The 13729-nt window shown below is 42.0% G+C and carries 17 protein-coding genes; all 17 read right to left on the reverse strand.

What is annotated here, in order from left to right; translation table 11 throughout:
• Position 1: 1 nt before the first annotated feature.
• Positions 2-1084: a protein-glutamate methylesterase/protein-glutamine glutaminase gene (locus AC1MBV_RS02050; RefSeq protein WP_480947447.1), complete on the reverse strand. Its 1083-nt coding sequence runs from the start codon at positions 1082-1084 to the stop codon at positions 2-4.
• Positions 1081-1968, reverse strand: coding sequence for a P-loop NTPase (locus tag AC1MBV_RS02055; protein WP_480947448.1), 888 nt, complete (start codon positions 1966-1968; stop codon positions 1081-1083). Before AC1MBV_RS02055 ends, AC1MBV_RS02050 begins: the two co-directional genes overlap by 4 nt.
• Positions 1958-3058 (reverse strand): flagellar biosynthesis protein FlhF, encoded by a 1101-nt coding sequence (locus AC1MBV_RS02060; RefSeq protein ID WP_480947449.1) that lies wholly within the window; start codon positions 3056-3058, stop codon positions 1958-1960. Before AC1MBV_RS02060 ends, AC1MBV_RS02055 begins: the two co-directional genes overlap by 11 nt.
• 2 nt (positions 3059-3060) lie before the next feature.
• Positions 3061-5094, reverse strand: a complete 2034-nt coding sequence (gene flhA, locus AC1MBV_RS02065; protein ID WP_255746285.1) for a flagellar biosynthesis protein FlhA — start codon at positions 5092-5094, stop codon at positions 3061-3063.
• A 19-nt stretch (positions 5095-5113) separates the two neighbouring features.
• Complete coding sequence (gene flhB / locus AC1MBV_RS02070) at positions 5114-6202, reverse strand: flagellar biosynthesis protein FlhB (protein ID WP_255746282.1); 1089 nt, start codon at positions 6200-6202, stop codon at positions 5114-5116.
• Positions 6203-6206: 4 nt separating this feature from the next.
• Entirely contained in the window at positions 6207-6980 is a 774-nt protein-coding gene (fliR, locus tag AC1MBV_RS02075; protein WP_255746280.1) for a flagellar biosynthetic protein FliR, read from the reverse strand.
• A gap of 18 nt (positions 6981-6998) precedes the next feature.
• Complete coding sequence (gene fliQ, locus AC1MBV_RS02080) at positions 6999-7268, reverse strand: flagellar biosynthesis protein FliQ (protein ID WP_255746277.1); 270 nt, start codon at positions 7266-7268, stop codon at positions 6999-7001.
• Positions 7269-7283: 15 nt separating this feature from the next.
• Positions 7284-7958: a flagellar type III secretion system pore protein FliP gene (gene fliP / locus AC1MBV_RS02085; RefSeq protein ID WP_255746275.1), complete on the reverse strand. Its 675-nt coding sequence runs from the start codon at positions 7956-7958 to the stop codon at positions 7284-7286.
• On the reverse strand, positions 7955-8632 hold the full coding sequence (locus tag AC1MBV_RS02090) for a flagellar biosynthetic protein FliO (protein ID WP_255746273.1): 678 nt from the start codon (positions 8630-8632) through the stop codon (positions 7955-7957). Before AC1MBV_RS02090 ends, fliP begins: the two co-directional genes overlap by 4 nt.
• A gap of 6 nt (positions 8633-8638) precedes the next feature.
• Positions 8639-9001 (reverse strand): response regulator, encoded by a 363-nt coding sequence (locus AC1MBV_RS02095; RefSeq protein ID WP_255746271.1) that lies wholly within the window; start codon positions 8999-9001, stop codon positions 8639-8641.
• 102 nt (positions 9002-9103) lie between these two features.
• Entirely contained in the window at positions 9104-10291 is a 1188-nt protein-coding gene (gene fliY, locus AC1MBV_RS02100) for a flagellar motor switch phosphatase FliY (RefSeq protein WP_255746268.1), read from the reverse strand.
• Positions 10284-11282, reverse strand: a complete 999-nt coding sequence (gene fliM / locus AC1MBV_RS02105; RefSeq protein ID WP_255746266.1) for a flagellar motor switch protein FliM — start codon at positions 11280-11282, stop codon at positions 10284-10286. The genes fliY and fliM overlap by 8 nt, the downstream gene beginning before the upstream one ends.
• Before the next feature lie 29 nt (positions 11283-11311).
• On the reverse strand, positions 11312-11746 hold the full coding sequence (gene fliL / locus AC1MBV_RS02110; RefSeq protein ID WP_255746265.1) for a flagellar basal body-associated protein FliL: 435 nt from the start codon (positions 11744-11746) through the stop codon (positions 11312-11314).
• Positions 11725-12003 carry a flagellar FlbD family protein gene (locus AC1MBV_RS02115; protein ID WP_370645908.1) on the reverse strand — a complete coding sequence of 93 codons (279 nt, stop codon included), beginning with the start codon at positions 12001-12003 and terminating at the stop codon, positions 11725-11727. Before AC1MBV_RS02115 ends, fliL begins: the two co-directional genes overlap by 22 nt.
• Positions 12004-12019: 16 nt before the next feature.
• Positions 12020-12802 carry a flagellar hook-basal body complex protein gene (locus tag AC1MBV_RS02120; RefSeq protein WP_255746263.1) on the reverse strand — a complete coding sequence of 261 codons (783 nt, stop codon included), beginning with the start codon at positions 12800-12802 and terminating at the stop codon, positions 12020-12022.
• 74 nt (positions 12803-12876) lie between these two features.
• Positions 12877-13263 carry a TIGR02530 family flagellar biosynthesis protein gene (locus tag AC1MBV_RS02125; RefSeq protein WP_255746261.1) on the reverse strand — a complete coding sequence of 129 codons (387 nt, stop codon included), beginning with the start codon at positions 13261-13263 and terminating at the stop codon, positions 12877-12879.
• Between the two features lies 1 nt (position 13264).
• Positions 13265-13729, reverse strand: a complete 465-nt coding sequence (locus AC1MBV_RS02130; RefSeq protein WP_480947450.1) for a flagellar hook capping FlgD N-terminal domain-containing protein — start codon at positions 13727-13729, stop codon at positions 13265-13267.

The following is a 13729-nucleotide window of genomic DNA, read 5'->3' on the forward strand; positions in this document are numbered from 1 at the left end:
ATTATTCATCTCCCTGTAATCCGAATTGACTGCAGATCGCTTCGGAAATATGGTATAAAGGCTGAATTTCATTTACCTGTCCTGTCTCAATCATTGCTTTTGGCATGCCAAACACTGTACATGTCTCTTCGGACTCAGCGATGGCGTGCACATCATTTCCCGCGGCACATAGTTCGGTAATTCCTTTAGCACCGTCTTTACCCATTCCAGTCAGTATCGAGACAACATAGGAATAACCATGCAATGTTGCAAGTGATTGCAGTGTAACATCTATAGATGGACGCACCCCATTTACAGGCGGTGAATCGGACAGACGCACTTTAAGGCGTTTTTGTTCGTCTTCTTCAATCAGCAAATGCAAACCGCCGGGTGCAACGTATGCATGCCCATTTTCAAGCAGTTCTCCTTCTGCAGCCTCAGTTACAGAAAGAGGTGACATTCGATTGAGCCGATCAGCAAGCGATTTTGTAAATCGAGGCGGCATATGCTGCACAATAAGTATTGGCGCCGGCAAGTTGCTGTTCAGTCTAGGCACAACAGACTGTAATGCCTTCGGTCCGCCGGTAGAAGTACCAATGAGTACAATGGGAGAGCTTTTTATTGAGTTGCTCAACGAACGTTTTCGAGATATCTCTAATACGTCCTTCTTTTCACTAATCCGTACAGGTTCTCCCACTCTAATCCTTGATACTGCCGCCTGTCTGATTTTGGCCTGCAGTTCATACTCAATATGTTCCATATCAGAAAGCTTCCCAGATGGCTTAAATATAAAGTCGAAAGCGCCTCTGCTCATTGCTTCAATAACATAATTTGCATTTTCATCTGAAGCTCCGCTGACCATAATTGTCGGTGTAGGCTGCAGCCCCATAATATCATTTAAAACCCCAAGCCCATCCTTGTCTCCTGGCAAGATAATATCAAGGGTGATCACATCAGGATGATAATGAAACAATTTTTCAAGAGCGTCCTTGCCGTCCCTTGCCGTCGCCACCACCTGCAGCATAGGGTCTTCTTCAATCATTGCTTTAATCGTTTGCCTCATAAATGCAGAATCATCGACAACGAGCACCTTAATCTGATTCATCGCTCGTTCCTCCTTAGCAACCCAAAATAAGTTCTGACTTTATCCGTAAATGATCCCGTTTTTTTATGCTCCGCCTGCCCAATGCACTGAACAAGGAAGGAGCGAGCAAGCAGCCTCATGTTAACACAGTAGTGGGCACGCGGCCTGCTGAGCATGCACGGAACTTGTTCTCGTACGGACATCAAAAGATTATGGTCTTTTGGCAAAGAAGCAAGCCATGTCGGCGAATTACCTAAGAACCGCTCAGCGACTGATGACAGCCGCTGCCACGAATCCATGCCCTCTCTGCGATTAAAAATTTGATTGACAACACATGAGATCTCCAAGTCTTTCTTCAAGCCGTACACCATTTTCATTAATGAGTAGCTGTCTGCCATTGCCGGTGGTTCAGGCGTTGTAATGAGAATCAAGCGATTTACTGCGAGCATAAAATGAAGCATATCCTCAGACGCACCCGCTCCAAAATCGAAAAGAATAAAGTCAAATTGGCGTTTCACTAATTCAAGTTGTTCAACAAAGAAAGTTAAATAATTTTGATTCATATGAAACAAGTTGGAAAGTCCAGAACCGCCAGCGATGAATGAAAAATTTGGCGTTACACCCACCTGAACCTGCTGGAATGGCCATTCGCTTTTTATCGCGTCCACAATATTAGTATTTTCATTTCTGCCTATTATTTGTTCAATATTTCCCATTCCAATATCCAGATCAATAATCAAAACTTTTTTGCCCAATTCTCCAAGTGCTAAAGCAAAATTGACACAAAAAACAGACTTTCCAACTCCGCCTTTACCACTGGCAATACCAATGATTGGCGCGGTCTGAATTGTATCTTTTTCTTGGGAAATGCGCATTCTTAATTTCTCTGCCTGATCATTTATCATTTGAATCACCCAATAATAGATTAATCAATTCTCGAAGATTCGGATTACTTAAATCATCAGGTACATCTTGTCCGTTTGTTATGTATGAAACGTTTAACTGCCGATGCTTCAAGAGCATGCTGATTATCGCACCATAAGATAAAGTCTCGTCCATTTTAGAGAGAATTAACTGTGAAAGATGTAATGGATCAAGCTGTTGAATGACCATATTCATATCCTCAAGTTTCATAGTCGCCGAGAGGACTAAAAACATGCCAATTTGAGACTCATCTTGAATCAAGCGGATCAAATCGTTTATATAGGCGCCATTTTTAAAGTTGCGCCCTGCAGTGTCAATAAAAATCTGATCATAGTGGGCTAATTTTTGCATCAACTCATGAAAATCATGATCTGTGTATGCAATTTCAATTGGTGCGCCGAGAATATTTGCATACATCTTTAATTGATCAATAGCTGCAATTCTGTACGTATCCGTAGTTATAAAAGCTATTTTTTTCCCCTCGTCCAAAACTGCACGACTGGCAAGTTTCGCCAAGGTTGTCGTCTTGCCAACACCGGTTGGCCCGACGAGCATAATATAGCGATTACTAAGTACAGATGTTTGAAAGCGGGTGGGATCAAGATTTTGAACCAATCGGCCCTTTATTACTTGGATCATTTCTTCTCGAGTCATACGCTCGTCACTCTGATACCATTTTTTGATCAACACCTGAGTTAATGCATCTAGATCACTGCTAATTACTCCTCGATCTAAAAGTTTGCCGCGCAGTTCTTCAATTAAATCAGGTGCAGTAAAAAGTCGGTCCACTTTTTCACTTACGCGTCTAAATGGCATTCCGCTATCTGCTGCTGAACGATGATGAGACATAACTTCCTTATCTCTTACATCGGTTATTTTTCTTGGTTTATTAATCGGCACATCCATTTCTGAATCACTGGCAGCCAACACTTCAACGTTTTCCTTTTTGAACAAATTGAAAAACTTTCCTGTGGTCACCTTTTTTGTGTGGAAAATAACTGCATCGCTGCCCAATTCTTGTTTTACTTTTTCAATTGCTTGTGCCATGGTCGGTGCAATAATCTTTTTCATTTTCATGCTGCGCTCAGCACCCCAATACTTTGAACTTCAACATTCGTCTCTAGTTCGTTGTAAGATAGGACTCGAACATTTGGAAAATATCGTTCGGTTAATTGATGGACATACATACGTACGGCTGGTGAACAGAGTATAACCGGATCACTTTCCAAATCCGCCCATTTTTCAATGGAGGCAGACAAGTTCTTCAGTAATTGTGACGTTGTCGATCCATCTAATGCAAGAAAATTTCCATGCTCCGTCTTCTGTACAGAATCAGACACTTTTCGTTCAAGATCAGGACTGAGTGTCAGTACCTTTAGTGTTTCTCCTTGACTAGTGAACTGTTCCGTAATTTGTCGTGACAAGGACTGCCGTACATATTCTGTCAACAGTCCTGTCTCTTTAGTCATCTGTCCGTAATCCGCCAGCGTCTCAAAGATAATCGGCAAGTTTCGAATTGACAAATTTTCCTTCAATAAATTAACTAAGACCTTCTGTACATCACCAACCGATAAAGGATCAGGAATCACGGCATCAACTAAAGCTGGGTATTGCTCTTTCAAATGATCAACGAGCTGCTGCGTCTCTTGCCGACCAACGAGTTCATAAGCATGCTTTCTCATAACTTCAGTTAAATGAGTAGATACAACAGATGGAGGATCAACTACAGTATAACCTGACAGCTCCGCCTGTTCCTTCGTTTGCTCATCAATCCAAAGTGCTTTAAGCCCAAAGGCAGGCTCGAGGGTCTCAATACCCTTGATCGACTCATCTTCAATTCCCGGACTCATTGCAAGATAGTGATCAGGAAGCAATTCGCCTTTTGCAACCTCACTGCCGTTAATTTTAATTCGGTAGCTGCTTGGTTCAAGCTGTATATTATCACGAATTCGAACAACTGGCAGCACGAACCCAAGCTCCAGCGCTAATTGACGTCTGATCATGACGATTCGATCAAGCAAATCCCCGCCCTGTGAACTATCGGCAAGGGGCACAAGTGCATAGCCAAACTCAAATTCGACAGGATCCATATGTAAAAGATTCATCACATTTTCTTGACTTTTAAATGTTTCTTCAGCTTTCTTGTCTTCTTCAGCAGTCGCGTCCTGCTCGACATTGACCCTGCGTCTGCGAATAAGCAGACCTGAGATGACAAGAATTAACGCGATTGGAAGCGTGGACAACAGACCAATTGGAGTCAAACCAAGAATGAAAATCACGCAACCAGCAATAATCAGCATGATCGGGTAGGCCATGAGCTGGTCTGACACTTCTTTTCCCATATTGTTCTCAGAAGACGAACGTGTCACAATAATACCAGTGGCCGTCGAAATCAGAAGAGCAGGTATCTGGCTGACGATTCCATCGCCAACCGACAACAAGCTGAAATTTTGCGCCGCATCGGCGAGACTCATTCCTTGCTGCATGACACCAATGATCATGCCGACAATCAGGTTAATGGCCACAATGATCATACTGGCAATTGCATCGCCCTTGACAAATTTACTGGCTCCGTCCATCGCCCCGTAGAAATCGGCTTCACGTGTAATTTTTTCTCGGCGACGTTTGGCTTCTTGATCGTTAATCAGTCCCGCGTTCATGTCAGCATCAATGCTCATCTGTTTTCCAGGCATTGCGTCCAATGTAAAACGGGCGGCTACTTCTGCCACACGTTCGGCACCTTTTGTAATGACGATGAATTGGACAATAATAAGAATCAAGAAAACGACGAGGCCAACAATGATGTTTCCCTCTACAACAAATTGCCCGAACGCTTCGATAACACGGCCGGCATCACCCTCAGTAAGGATTAAGCGAGTCGTTGACACGTTAAGGGCGATCCGGAACAAAGTCATAATCAACAATAGTGAAGGAAACACCGAGAAATCGAGAGATTCCGTTACATTAAGTGTGACAAGAAGAACAACAAGTGCAAGGGAAATATTTATGATAATTAAGAAACTCAATAAAGATGACGGTAATGGAATGATCAGCATCATCACGATTAACACGACACCGATCATCACAATATAATCTCTCGTTTTCATCGTTTTTCCTCCTTTCCGATCAGGCTTTGCCTTTTAAACGGTATACATAGGCAAGGATCTCAGCAACCGCTTTGAAGAATTCTTCAGGTATGCTGTCGCCTATCTCAAGATGATGGTAAAGTGCCCGTGCAAGCGGCTTTTTTTCAACAATAACAATTTGATTCTCTTTGGCTATTTCCTTGATCCGCAAAGCGATAAGATCCGCTCCTTTTGCGATCACTTTCGGCGCAGTCATTTCTTCTGCGTCATACTGCAGTGCAACGGCGAAGTGTGTTGGATTTGTAATAATAACATCCGCGTTCGGCACTTCCTGCATCATACGGTTGAGTGCCATCTGCCTTTGCCGTTCCTTAATCTTTGATTTTATTTGCGGGTTTCCTTCAATAGTTTTGAATTCGTCCTTAATATCTTGTTTGGACATACGCATGTTTTTCTCATAATCATATTTCTGATAGAGATAATCGAGCAGCGACAATGCAATCAGCGCTATTGAAACAGCAATTCCCATGTTCAACATGATTTGCGACAAGGAACGGACACTCTCCAGAAGCGGCTGACTGACCGATTGGACTATTGATTGACGATTCATCCACAGAATAGCAAATGCGATTATACCGACGAAAACAATCTTAAGCATTGACTTAAGTAATTCAACAATCGCACGAAGTGAATAAGTTCTTTTGAGTCCCTTGAGCAGGCTGATCCGTTCACCTTTAAACATTAATGACTCGGGAAGAAAAAGGAAGCCCACTTGAAAAATTTGTGATGCCGCACCGACAACCAACGCAATGATCAGAATTGGCAAAAGCAGTTTCAATACCTGGATTGAAAGATCAGTGAACATCTTGTGTAAATTCTGCTCAGTTACGGACATACCCAAGTTTACATTAAAGAATTGCCCCATCATTTTTGCGAGCTGCTCAATGACTCCACCGCCGGCAAATCGAAAGTATAAGAAAAAGGCAAGCAGACTAACTGCCGTACACAAATCAGCGCTTTTAAAAACTTGTCCTTTTTTTCTGCCCTCTTCACGTTTATGCGGCGTTGCTTTTTCAGTTTTCTCACCAGCAAAATACTGCAGGTCTACCGAATAGCGCAGTTTCATCATCCTTCTAACTCCCTAAAAGGCGCATAAAATCACTAAATATTGATGTCATCGATTCAAAAATAATTTGAAACAGCCCGATCAGTGCCGGAAAAACAACCAGCATCACGGCAAATCCAACCAGCAATTTAAGCGGCAGTCCGACAACGAAAACATTAATTTGCGGTACAGTCCGTGCAACCAGTCCGACGGCTACATCCACAAGAAAAAGGCATCCGACAATAGGTATTGCGAGCTGTGCTGAGATCAGAAACATTTGTGCTGTAACACGGGAAACGAATTCAGCCGTTGAGCCGCTGCCAAACGCAACACCAAGCTCATTCACCGGAATCAATTGAAAGCTGTAAAGAACACCGTTAATCAGCATATGATGTGCATTAACGCCAAGAAAGAAAAGCAGCTGCAAAACATAAAGGAACTGACCGGTCAGAGGTGTAGGTACACCGCTCTCCGGGCTGATGACATTTGCAATCGCAAATCCAATCTGCATATCAATAAATGCACCGGCGAGCTGTACTGCATAGGTAATGATCCCGGCAACAAATCCCATCGTTAATCCGACTAACACTTCTTTCAACAAAAGCAAAATGAAACGCCCATCAAGCGGAACAGACTGGCCATTAAGCAGGGTCACATCGACGAGCAGTGCAAGTACCGCTGCAAGTCCGATTTTCACCGGCGCAGGAATCGTCCGATATGAAAAAATAGGCATCGTGACAATAAAACTTGTCATTCGCGCTAAGATTAATAAAAATAGTGGGATCGCATTAACTAATGACAAGATTTCTCAATTCCTTTTCTATCGAATGAAGTTCGGTAGATTTGCAAAAATATTTTGAGCGAATGCGAGCATTTTCGAAAGCATCCATGGCCCGAACAAGATTAGGCCGAACAGAACTGAGACAATTTTAGGAATAAATGCCAGTGTCTGCTCTTGAATTTGAGTTGCCGCTTGAAAAATGCTGACAATCAAGCCAACCACGAGTGAAAGAATGAGAATCGGACCACCGATCATTAAAATCGCCATGACGCTCTGATCGGCAATAGAAAGGATCATTTCAGAACTCATCGTGCCTCACCTTTCTTAGAAACTCTTAAGCAATGATTCGACGATCAGATACCAGCCGTCCACCATGATAAAGAGCAGAATTTTAAAGGGCAGCGAAATCATGACCGGCGGGAGCATCATCATGCCCATTGCCATCAAAATACTTGCCACTACCATATCAATGACCAGAAAAGGAATAAAAATCATGAACCCCATTTGGAAAGCCGTTTTCAATTCACTGATTGTAAAAGCAGGAACCAATGCAGTAAGCGGAATGGCGCTTACCTTTTTCGGCTGCTTGTACTTCCCATAATCAAGGAACAGCTGCAAATCCTTTTCTCGCGTTTCTTTTGCCATGAATTCCTTTATAGGAATTTGAGCTCTTGTCAATGCCTGTTGCTGCGTGATTTCTTTCTTCATATAGGGCTGTACAGCGTCCGTATTGATTTGTCCATAAACAGGAGCCATAACAAAAAATGTAAGAAACAATGCAAGACCAACTAAAACCTGATTCGGCGGCATCTGCTGAGTTGAAAGCGACGTCCTGACGAATGAAAGGACAATGATGATCCGTGTAAAACATGTCATCAGTACTAAAATAGCCGGAGCAAGCGAGAGCACGGTCAAGACAAGCAGCAACTGTAAGGTTGTTGCAACATCCTGAGGCTGATTCGTGAAAAAATCGGCGGATATACCGGGTATGCTGTTCATTTTTTCACGACCTCCCGAATCAGAGCGCTTAATTTCTTTGAACGTTCTTCATTTACCGAAACCAGCTGCTGATGAAGATCCTCGTCGCTGGCAGTCGATTCTCCTTTTTTTTCTGACCTCTCTACTGGACGGCGAAGCGTGTGATCCGTCGTCCATTTTAAGGCTTTCATCACATTTTCTTCAAGAGGATCAGGAGCGTCCTTTTTCTGTGTCAGTGCTTCAATGACTTGTGGGTCATTAATTTCTTTGAGCAGTTGAACGGTTTCGCCAACACCGACTACAAGGACCTCATCTCCGACACGAATCAATTGCAGGGAGCGGTTTGTGCCTAGTGAGACGCCGCCCATGTTTTTCAGAGCTGTAACTTGAGCAAATCTTCCTGAACGCTTCGCGACGAAATGATACAGCAAATAAATCAGTGCTAACACAATCAATAAAGCGAAAAACAATTTAATAAAAGTAACGAATAAATTCGTACCGGTATCATTCACTGATTTTGTTTTTTGTGTGCTGCCGCTTTTCGTCGATGTTTTTTGTTCTTTCTGTCCGTTTTCAATCCAATCCTTAACGGTACCATTCCCGGAATCCGCATAAGAAATGGAACTATGACCGATGCAGAAAAATAATAGAATAAAGAGCGTAATAATTATTTTATACCAATGAGACTTCTTCACAGATACTCATCCAATCGCTTTCTTTATTGCCTCGATAACACGATCCGGTTGAAATGGTTTCACAATAAAATCCTTTGCCCCGGCCTGAATTGCATCAATGACCATGGACTGTTGTCCCATGGCGGAGCACATAATCACTTTGCAATTGGGATCAACACTCTTAATTTTCTTCAATGCATTAATTCCGTCCATTTCAGGCATCGTTATGTCAAGTGTTACTAAATCAGGTTTATATTCCTCATATTTTGCTACCGCTTCGTTACCGTTTGCGCCTTCACCGCAAACCTCATAACCATTCTTTGTCAAGATATCTTTCAACATCATTCTCATAAAAGCAGCATCATCAACAACAAGTATGCGTCCTGCCACGTCAATCCCTCCAGTTACATTCATATGAAATATAGTATATCTGACAGTGCATAAAAGCGAAACTATCAGGAGAAAAACCAATCAACTCTTGTAAATAGAGATTCATAGATTTTTCAAGCGATCACTTTGATCAAGAATCTCCGTAATACGAATGCCGAAGTTCTCATCAACAACAACAACTTCGCCTTTTGCGATATATTTTTGATTAACCAGAATATCAATAGCTTCACCCGCGAGTTTATCCAGTTCAATGATTGATCCCGGGCCAAGCTCCAATACCTCTTTAATCGTTTTTTTTGTGTGTCCGAGTTCAACACTGACATCAAGTGGTATGTCCATAAGCAAATTCATGTTTCTCGGCATTACTTGATCCTGGGAAGGAGCTTGCTCTTCAAAATCAGAAAACTGTACAGGCCGAACATCTTCTTTAGGTACTGCATGCTCATTAACATTTTGGTAAGCCGCAGCTTCCGGGGTCATTGTTGCGGCCGCTTCATCATGTGCCGTACCATGCAAAGTGTTCTGCGTTCCGCTTGTTTTTTGTTCCTGCACTGCTGTTTCCGATGACTCCGATGTATTCTGCCCACCGGTCTCTGCAACTAACAAATTCACAAGCTGTTTACCAAAGTTTATCGGAATCAACTGCATAATGTGTGAGTCAACTAGATCGCCGATTTTCAACTGAAATGAAATTTCAAACATAGTCTCATCTTTTGGAAGATAGTCAATCCCCTGCTTTGCTTTCACATCCATAAGAGTCAGCTTTGGTGGCGATATATCGATCCGACGATTAAAAACAGTCGACATTGCAGTCGATGATGAGCCCATCATCTGATTCATTGCTTCCTGCACCGCACTCATTTCCATATCACTGATTTGATCAGTGATATTGGTTCCATCTCCACCCATCATTAAATTAGCAATAACGCTTGCGTCATGTGTTTTAATGACAAGCATGCATGAACCTTGAAAACCTTCCGTATAATTAACAAGAACAGAAACATGAGGGACCGGAAACTCCTCCGAAAGGTTATTTCGATTAACTAAATGTACTTCTGGTGTCGTAATTTCGACTTTCTTATTTAAAATAGTGGATAATGCCGTTGCTGCGCTGCCAAATGAGATGTTTCCAATCTCACCAAGTACATCTTCATCTAAATCGGACATATCATCTTCTATTTTTCCATTTTGTTGTTCTGGCTGACCATCTACGGATGATCCTGAATTTGATTCCGCTTGTTTTCCAAGAAGGGCATCAATTTCTTCTTGTGAAAGTTGTCCGTCACTCATCGACGTCATCCTCCTCTGTTAATTTTTTTATTATTTGGACAGCAATTCGCTTCTCGCGTTTACCTGCTTGGGCGGTAAACTTCGGGAGGCCGCCGACCTCAACAATCATCGGCTGTTCCAAATGCTGATCCAATTTGATGACGTCCCCGATATTCAAGTTCAATAGCTCATTTACCGTTATTTGCGATTGACCAAGATTAGCAGTCACATTAACATACGAATGTTCAACACTTTTTTTCAGTGCATGGTACTCTTCAGTTGTCGCATCGTTTTTCTTCTCGCTCATCCAGTAGTGCATCGATAATTTTGGAATGATCGGCTCTAACACCACATGAGGCAAACAGAGATTAATCATACCGCTTGATTTCCCAATCATTGCTGACAGCGAAATGACAATAACTGTTTCGTTTGGTGATACGAGCTGAAGAAATTGCGGATTCGTCTCAAGTTCAACAAGAAAGGGATTAATATCATGTTCGACAGAAGTCCAGGCTTCTTTTAGAGCAGGAAGACTGCCTTCAAACAATCCTTTCATTAAATCCGTTTCAATCTCAGTCAAATTCTCAATCTTGTTCATGCTCTCACCACTGCCGCCAAGCAGCCGGTCAAGCATCGCATAGGCAATGTTCGGGTTCACCTCAATAATTAAGTGTCCTTCTAGCGGTGGTGCTTCGATAATATTCAAGACTGTCGCTGACGGTATTGAACGAATAAATTCCTCATACGGCAATTGATCAACCGATGCAACGGATATTTGAACATAGGTTCTCAATTGTGCGGAAAAAAAGGAAGTGAGCAGCCGTGCATAATTTTCATGAATACGTGTCAAACTCCGAATCTGGTCCTTCGAAAAGCGAAGCGCACGTTTAAAATCGTAAACGCGAACTTTTGATTTTTTTTCTTCATCCTTTAATTCTTCTGCATTCATTTCTCCTGTTGAGAGTGCGGAAAGCAATGCGTCTATCTCAGATTGTGAAAGTATATCGGCCATTTTTTCACCACCTCCGCCTTTGCCTAGGATTATTGCACAATCTTTTCTGTTGTGTATACATGTGTCACGGTACCGTTCTTTAGGAAACCATTAATTCTCTTCTTTACCAAATCTTCTAGATTTGCTATACCTTTCTGATCCTGCAAATCATCCGGAGTCATTCCGGATACCGTATAAATGACTGCATTTTTTACTTGAAAAGACCTTTTTTCAAGTTCTTCTTTCGTATCTTTACTTGAAACTTGAATGTTAAAATCGAGTTTAATAAAGTGATCGCCTTTTATGTTCGTCGTGATTTCACCGGTTGCAACGGTTAGATTTTTCACAATTTCATCTATATCCGGATCTTTCTCCGTCTCACCATTATGACTCATATTCGACATAATGAAAAAGGCTGCAACCGTTCCGATGATCACGAGAACCATAAAGATAAAAAGTATGTTCATTCCTCGGCTTTTGAACATTTAAGCACACCTTCTTCCGCAGACAAGCCCGACACTAGTGAAATTTGCTTAAGAAACTGAATCATAATCCTGCTGACTTCTTCCGGAGATTCTCTAACAATAAGCTTCTTCCCATTGGTCAAAGTAATGGTCGTATCCGGAAGTGATTCCACTTGCTCAATTAAAAAAGGATTAAGCATAAACGATTGGTTGTTAAAATGAGTTAACTGAATCATTCTCGTAACAAAATGTGCCGGGCACAAAAAAGCCCAGCGCATCATCTCCTTCATTTATTTATCGTTTCAATTGCACTAATTCTTGAAGAATTTGATCGGCAGTCGTTATGGTGCGCGCATTAGCCTGGTACGCACGCTGCGCTTCAATGAGAGCCGTCATTTCATCCGTCAAATCAACATTAGAGCCTTCAAGAGCATTTTGCTGGATTTTTGTGGATGATCCAAGTCCATTATCAGCAGTCACTAGCGTTGCATTACCAGATCCTGTTGTTTGTTGATACAATGAATTACCTGCTTTTTCCAAACCGGCTGGATTCGAAAATACATATAGATTTATATTTCCCAAGTTTGCAGCGGCACCGTTATCTGTTCGAACACCGGTAATATGCCCGGAGTCATTTACGGTAAAAGAAGACACGTCTGCAAATGAGTCAACAGCGCCAGTAATAGAAAGCGTCATGCCTTGCGAATTGACAAGTCCATTACCCTCAGAATTGAGTTTAAAATCGCCTGCTCTTGTATAGTAAGTATTATTGCCGTCTGTTACTTGAAAATAGCCTTCCCCATTGATAGCAAGGTCATATGGATTCCCCGTTGAATTTACGGTCCCTCCGGTCAGGATATTATCAATTGAGCTGGACTCTGAACCAAGTCCGACCTGGATGGCGTTTTTATTTTGAGTTGCCCCTTGCAGATTCGAACTGAACACATCTTCAAAATTAATGCGTCCTTTTTTGAATCCTGTCGTACTGACGTTTGCAATATTGTTGCCTACAACGTCAAGATACGTTTGAAAATTCTTAAGTCCCGTCACACCTGTTCCTAATGATCTTAATAACATAATGAATTCCTCCCTTTTTTTGACTGCTTCAGTCAGTCGGCAGTCTCAGCTCTCCTTAAAAAGGTCCAGCTGTCTTATTGGTTAATGACAATCGTTCCGTTAATGTTCGAAAAAATTCGAGTGTTTGCTTCATCAAGTCCCATTGCTGTAATAACAGTCTGATTTGATGTATTGACAACTAATGCCGCATCTTTTGTCAGAACAAGTGAATCATTGATGCCCATTTTTCTTGCTTCCTGCATTTTAGAATGGATGAGCTGCCATTCAGTCGTTGAAATATGAATATTACGTAAATCCATCCGTTCACGCGCATGCTTTGACAATTTTACGGGCAATCGTTCACATTCGGTTTCAAGGCTTTTCGAGAACGTTTGATTTTGTTTTGTATCCGTTTTTGATTGTGTATGAACAGACGTTGAAAGCGGAAGCGGACTGTAGGTAAAAGTATTTACTTTAGTCACCTTAAACGCCTTCTCCTACATTGCTGATTTCCGATATCGAATCCGGATCAACTTGATCCCCATCGCTTGTCAGGTAGGAAACTGAGCCGTCTTTTAAGGTCACGGCTTGTACAATTCCACTTAATGAATCAGTCACCGGATTTCCGTCGCTGTCCGTAGTTGTTTCGTTCCAGCTAATTTGTTTGCCAATCATCGATGCTTGTTCAGATAATGATTGATTCGATTGCGTTGCTACCAGCTTGTCAATCGCATCACTCATATTCTGTGTCTGTTCAAGTGTCGTGAATTCCGCCATCTGTGACACAAATTGCGACGTATCCATAGGTGACGTCGGATCTTGATTGGTTAACTGCGCAATCAAAAGCTTTAAAAAAGAATTTTTATCAAGAGCACTATTGACACTCGATGTTGACGATTGGGTACTTGTTGTTGCTGTTGTCCCGTTTACTGTCGTACCAGTACTCAT

This window comes from Sporolactobacillus sp. PKPK-6 (assembly GCF_056678885.1).

Coding starts and splice junctions, on each gene's coding strand:
- AC1MBV_RS02050 (WP_480947447.1), bottom strand. CDS start 1,084: ATGAATCAGATTAAGGTGCTCGTTGTCGATGATTCTGCATTTATGAGG.
- AC1MBV_RS02055 (WP_480947448.1), bottom strand. CDS start 1,968: ATGATAAATGATCAGGCAGAGAAATTAAGAATGCGCATTTCCCAAGAA.
- AC1MBV_RS02060 (WP_480947449.1), bottom strand. CDS start 3,058: ATGAAAAAGATTATTGCACCGACCATGGCACAAGCAATTGAAAAAGTA.
- flhA (WP_255746285.1), bottom strand. CDS start 5,094: ATGAAAACGAGAGATTATATTGTGATGATCGGTGTCGTGTTAATCGTG.
- flhB (WP_255746282.1), bottom strand. CDS start 6,202: ATGATGAAACTGCGCTATTCGGTAGACCTGCAGTATTTTGCTGGTGAG.
- fliQ (WP_255746277.1), bottom strand. CDS start 7,268: ATGAGTTCTGAAATGATCCTTTCTATTGCCGATCAGAGCGTCATGGCG.
- fliP (WP_255746275.1), bottom strand. CDS start 7,958: ATGAACAGCATACCCGGTATATCCGCCGATTTTTTCACGAATCAGCCT.
- fliY (WP_255746268.1), bottom strand. CDS start 10,291: ATGAGTGACGGACAACTTTCACAAGAAGAAATTGATGCCCTTCTTGGA.
- fliM (WP_255746266.1), bottom strand. CDS start 11,282: ATGGCCGATATACTTTCACAATCTGAGATAGACGCATTGCTTTCCGCA.
- fliL (WP_255746265.1), bottom strand. CDS start 11,746: ATGTTCAAAAGCCGAGGAATGAACATACTTTTTATCTTTATGGTTCTC.
- AC1MBV_RS02115 (WP_370645908.1), bottom strand. CDS start 12,003: ATGCGCTGGGCTTTTTTGTGCCCGGCACATTTTGTTACGAGAATGATT.
- AC1MBV_RS02120 (WP_255746263.1), bottom strand. CDS start 12,802: ATGTTATTAAGATCATTAGGAACAGGTGTGACGGGACTTAAGAATTTT.
- AC1MBV_RS02130 (WP_480947450.1), bottom strand. CDS start 13,729: ATGAGTACTGGTACGACAGTAAACGGGACAACAGCAACAACAAGTACC.